The sequence below is a fragment of the uncultured Streptococcus sp. genome, assembly GCF_963516515.1.
GTDB lineage: Bacteria > Bacillota > Bacilli > Lactobacillales > Streptococcaceae > Streptococcus.
Genome location: NZ_CAUQCJ010000068.1, coordinates 1 through 3,279, shown reverse-complemented (window position 1 = coordinate 3,279; position 3,279 = coordinate 1). Strand labels below are relative to the sequence as shown.

Below are 3,279 nucleotides of genomic sequence, written 5' to 3'. Positions count from 1 at the left end.
AAATAATAGCTAATAATTAAATCGCTGGGTTCTAACCTGGCTTCCTCCACGGAGCTTGTTATAAATTCAAGCTCAGGAAATTTTGATTGTGCCACCTGATTCATTTCTGGAATTTCTTCTATCCCGATAAAACGAACTTCTTTTTAGACTTATGACGCTGGTATAATTTACCAATCAGATTACCCGTTGCAGAGCCTAGATCATAACATAAGAAATGGTAACGAATAAAAAAATCGCTTAGATGACAAACAAGGTCCTGTCCTTCATCATATAAAGGAATGGATTGTCTAACATGCCATCAAAATGTTGAGCTACACCATTACCAAAACTCCATTGTGTTCCACTTTGAATAACAATTTCATTTCCAACTTCCATAGACTACTTCTCTTCTCCCTTGACTTTCCAGTTTACTAATACCAATGCTAACACAACCATCGAACCCCCAAGAACCAAATTCAATGTAAACGGCTCATGTAAGCCCATAATAGAAAAGATAGTTGAAAATACTGGAACTAAAAACAAGAAACTGCTAGCTACTGTTGCTCCCCTTTGTCCTAGACTATAAAACCACAGTCCAAACGAACCAACAGACGCAGGAATAATTAACCATATAAACCAAACCCAGCCCCAAAATCCTAAATTTAGAAAGTTATAACTTTCATGCACAGGTATTGAGAATAAGTAAAGGAATACCCCACCTAATAACAATTGCCAAGCTGTAAATATCCATGGACCATTATCAAAAGGAATTTTCTTGGTGACAACTGTATTGACCGACCAACAAAATGAACCAAGTAAAGCAAACAAAGCACCTAAACGAAACGCAGATACATCTAGTCCAATACAAGTAACAACTCCAGCCACACCTAATACTAAGGCACTTATCTTCTGAATAGTCAATGTATCCTTTAACAAAAAATGCGCTAAAAAAGCTAACCAAAGAGGATTCGTAAATAAGATAATGGAAGACATTGATGATGACACATCATGAGCTAGGGCAAGATTAAGAAATCCCATGGTTCCAGCTGTCTGTAAGAGCCCGATAGTCACAACCAATATAAACCCCTTTATCTTGCTACCTTGACTTTTAGGGATGATAACCCCTCCCTTGCCAAATAAAAACGATAATACCAACATCACTAACCCAGCAATAATAAATCGAATACCCCCAAGTAATAATGGAGGAGTCTTTTCAACTACTATGAGATATTTCCCAGTTGGAAAAGACGACCCCATAAAAAGTGTGGTCAGTAATATAGAAATCAAAAAAATAAAATTTGAACCTCGTTTCATTTTTGACCCTTCTTTCAAAAGATATTGATGATATTTTTTGTCTTTTATTCTACTCTTTTAAAAATGAATGTCAAGAGATTTATCAAAAAATTCCAAGATTATTTTTTTAAACTCCTATGTATTGAGAAAAAAACAAAAAAAGACTATACTGGTAATTGTGTATAACGATTATCTTTTTATATGGAGGTACAAACATGCGATTGTCATCAGGTTGGGAACAGTCAGTCTATGTCTTACTCATGTTAGATCAGCTCCCTGAAGGAAAATATATCAATACAATTTCCTTGAGTGAACGGCTAGAAGTTTCAGATTCTTATTTGAAAAAAATTATAAAACTATTAGACAACGAAGGATTGGTTAAATCCGTTAGAGGGAAAAAGGGAGGCGTTGCTCTTTCTAAACCCCTCAGCCAAATCACCTTTTACGATGTATTTGTAGCTATAGAAGGAAAAAATCGAATCTTTGAAAGTCAAAATCTTCTAAAAAAATTCTTAGGTAACGAGGAAGGAAAAAAAGCTAAAAAATGCGTCGTAACCAACTCTCTTGATGTTATTGAAAATACTTTAGTTGCAACCCTGACTTCTATTACACTAAGCCAGGTAGCCCATCAATCTGAGATTAACTATGATTTAACCGATATCAGAAATTGGATCAATAAATGCCAAAACTAGCTGAAGAAAAATTCTTCAACTAGTTTTTATAAATCCTTGACAAATAATTTTACAAAGACTATACTATATTTGAAGATATAATATATCTTCTATATCGTTAACAATGATATTTCATTGCATGCTTTTGGATAGCTAAAGAAAGAAGGTTCTTATGAAAGTTATTTTAGCTACTGACCAAGATGGTTTCCAACTGAAAGAAACTGTCAAACATTATCTACTTCATTCTGATTATGAAGTAATTGATCTCAACTCTACACAAGGTTCTGCGGATTTCGTTGATTCTACTGTCAATGCCATTACAGAGTTTAGAAAATATAAGCAAGCTCGTGCTATTCTTTTTGATAAGTTTGGGCATTCTTTTATGCCTGCTAATAAGTTTAAAGGTATTATCTGCGCCGCTGTTTCCGATGAACACTCTGCCATGATGACTATTCGACACAATTCTACTCCAATCATTACAATTGGTTCTGGAATTACAGGTGATATTTTAGCAGTTGAAATAGTCAAAGCCTTTCTTGAGCACAACTATGATTCTGGTCGTCACCAAGTTCGCATTGATATGCTGAACAAGCTCTGCTAGGAGGTATTCCCATGAAAATTGCTCTCGGCTGTGATCACATTGTAACAGATGTGAAGATGAAGATTTCGAAACACCTAAAAGAACAAGGTCATGAAATCATTGATGTTGGTACTTATGATTTCGTCCGTACTCACTATCCTATTTATGGTCGCTTAATTGCAGAGGAGGTCGTCAATGGACGGGCTGACTTTGGAGTCGCCCTTTGCGGTACAGGTGTTGGAATTGCTGTATCTGCTGATAAAGTTCCTGGAACTCGAGTTGTACTTGTCGGAGATGTTGCGACTGCTCGTTCCGCTCGTGAAAATCTCAATGCTAATATTTTTGCTTTCGGTGGTGCAATCCTAGGTATCAATTTCATTAACAACATTGTAGATGAATTTATCAATACCAAGTACAAACCAAGTCCTGAAAAAGAGGAATTGATTGCGAAAATTGATAAACTATCTGAAGTGAGCCCAGATGTAGCCGCCAATGGTCATATCTTCGATGAAGAGAATGCCAAGTGGAATCGTGGAGAATATCACGATTAACTTGCATTCCTTCTTATATATTTTATCTAACCTTGAGGATAACTAACTCAAGGTTATTTTTACGTCATCAAAAAGTCTAGAGATATTTCTATCCCTAGACTGAAGTTTTTTTCGCAATTTGAGTGCTACACGCGTTCTTTCCATGAAGTCGCTGTTGTTTGAAGAACTTTATTGAGCTCATCAATGTTTTCAAATCCAGTTGTGC

5 protein-coding genes are annotated in these 3,279 nt (G+C 35.8%); 3 read left to right on the top strand and 2 right to left on the bottom strand.

All coding sequences use genetic code 11. The features are described 5' to 3' along the window. Nucleotides 1-237: 237 nt before the first annotated feature. Nucleotides 238-375 carry a hypothetical protein gene (locus RYL77_RS08920; protein WP_315011014.1) on the bottom strand — a complete coding sequence of 46 codons (138 nt, stop codon included), beginning with the start codon at nt 373-375 and terminating at the stop codon, nt 238-240. A 3-nt stretch (nt 376-378) separates the two neighbouring features. Beyond that, nucleotides 379-1,293: a DMT family transporter gene (locus tag RYL77_RS08915; protein WP_315011013.1), complete on the bottom strand. Its 915-nt coding sequence runs from the start codon at nt 1,291-1,293 to the stop codon at nt 379-381. Between the two features lie 194 nt (nt 1,294-1,487). Between RYL77_RS08915 and RYL77_RS08910 the strand changes: the two genes are divergently transcribed. From RYL77_RS08910 to lacB, 3 genes are all read left to right on the top strand, one after another. After that, nucleotides 1,488-1,964 (top strand): Rrf2 family transcriptional regulator, encoded by a 477-nt coding sequence (locus RYL77_RS08910; protein ID WP_315011012.1) that lies wholly within the window; start codon nt 1,488-1,490, stop codon nt 1,962-1,964. 151 nt (nt 1,965-2,115) lie between these two features. Next, complete coding sequence (lacA, locus tag RYL77_RS08905) at nt 2,116-2,544, top strand: galactose-6-phosphate isomerase subunit LacA (RefSeq protein ID WP_315011011.1); 429 nt, start codon at nt 2,116-2,118, stop codon at nt 2,542-2,544. An 11-nt stretch (nt 2,545-2,555) separates the two neighbouring features. Further along, a complete protein-coding gene (gene lacB, locus RYL77_RS08900; protein ID WP_315011010.1) occupies nt 2,556-3,074 on the top strand; it encodes a galactose-6-phosphate isomerase subunit LacB in 519 nt (172 codons plus the stop codon). Nucleotides 3,075-3,279 lie beyond the last annotated feature (205 nt).

Bases quoted from the DNA above. Each gene is read 5' to 3' on its own strand.
- lacB (WP_315011010.1), top strand. From the start codon at position 2,556: ATGAAAATTGCTCTCGGCTGTGATCACATTGTAACAGATGTGAAGATG.
- RYL77_RS08910 (WP_315011012.1), top strand. From the start codon at position 1,488: ATGCGATTGTCATCAGGTTGGGAACAGTCAGTCTATGTCTTACTCATG.
- RYL77_RS08920 (WP_315011014.1), bottom strand. From the start codon at position 375: ATGGAAGTTGGAAATGAAATTGTTATTCAAAGTGGAACACAATGGAGT.
- lacA (WP_315011011.1), top strand. From the start codon at position 2,116: ATGAAAGTTATTTTAGCTACTGACCAAGATGGTTTCCAACTGAAAGAA.
- RYL77_RS08915 (WP_315011013.1), bottom strand. From the start codon at position 1,293: ATGAAACGAGGTTCAAATTTTATTTTTTTGATTTCTATATTACTGACC.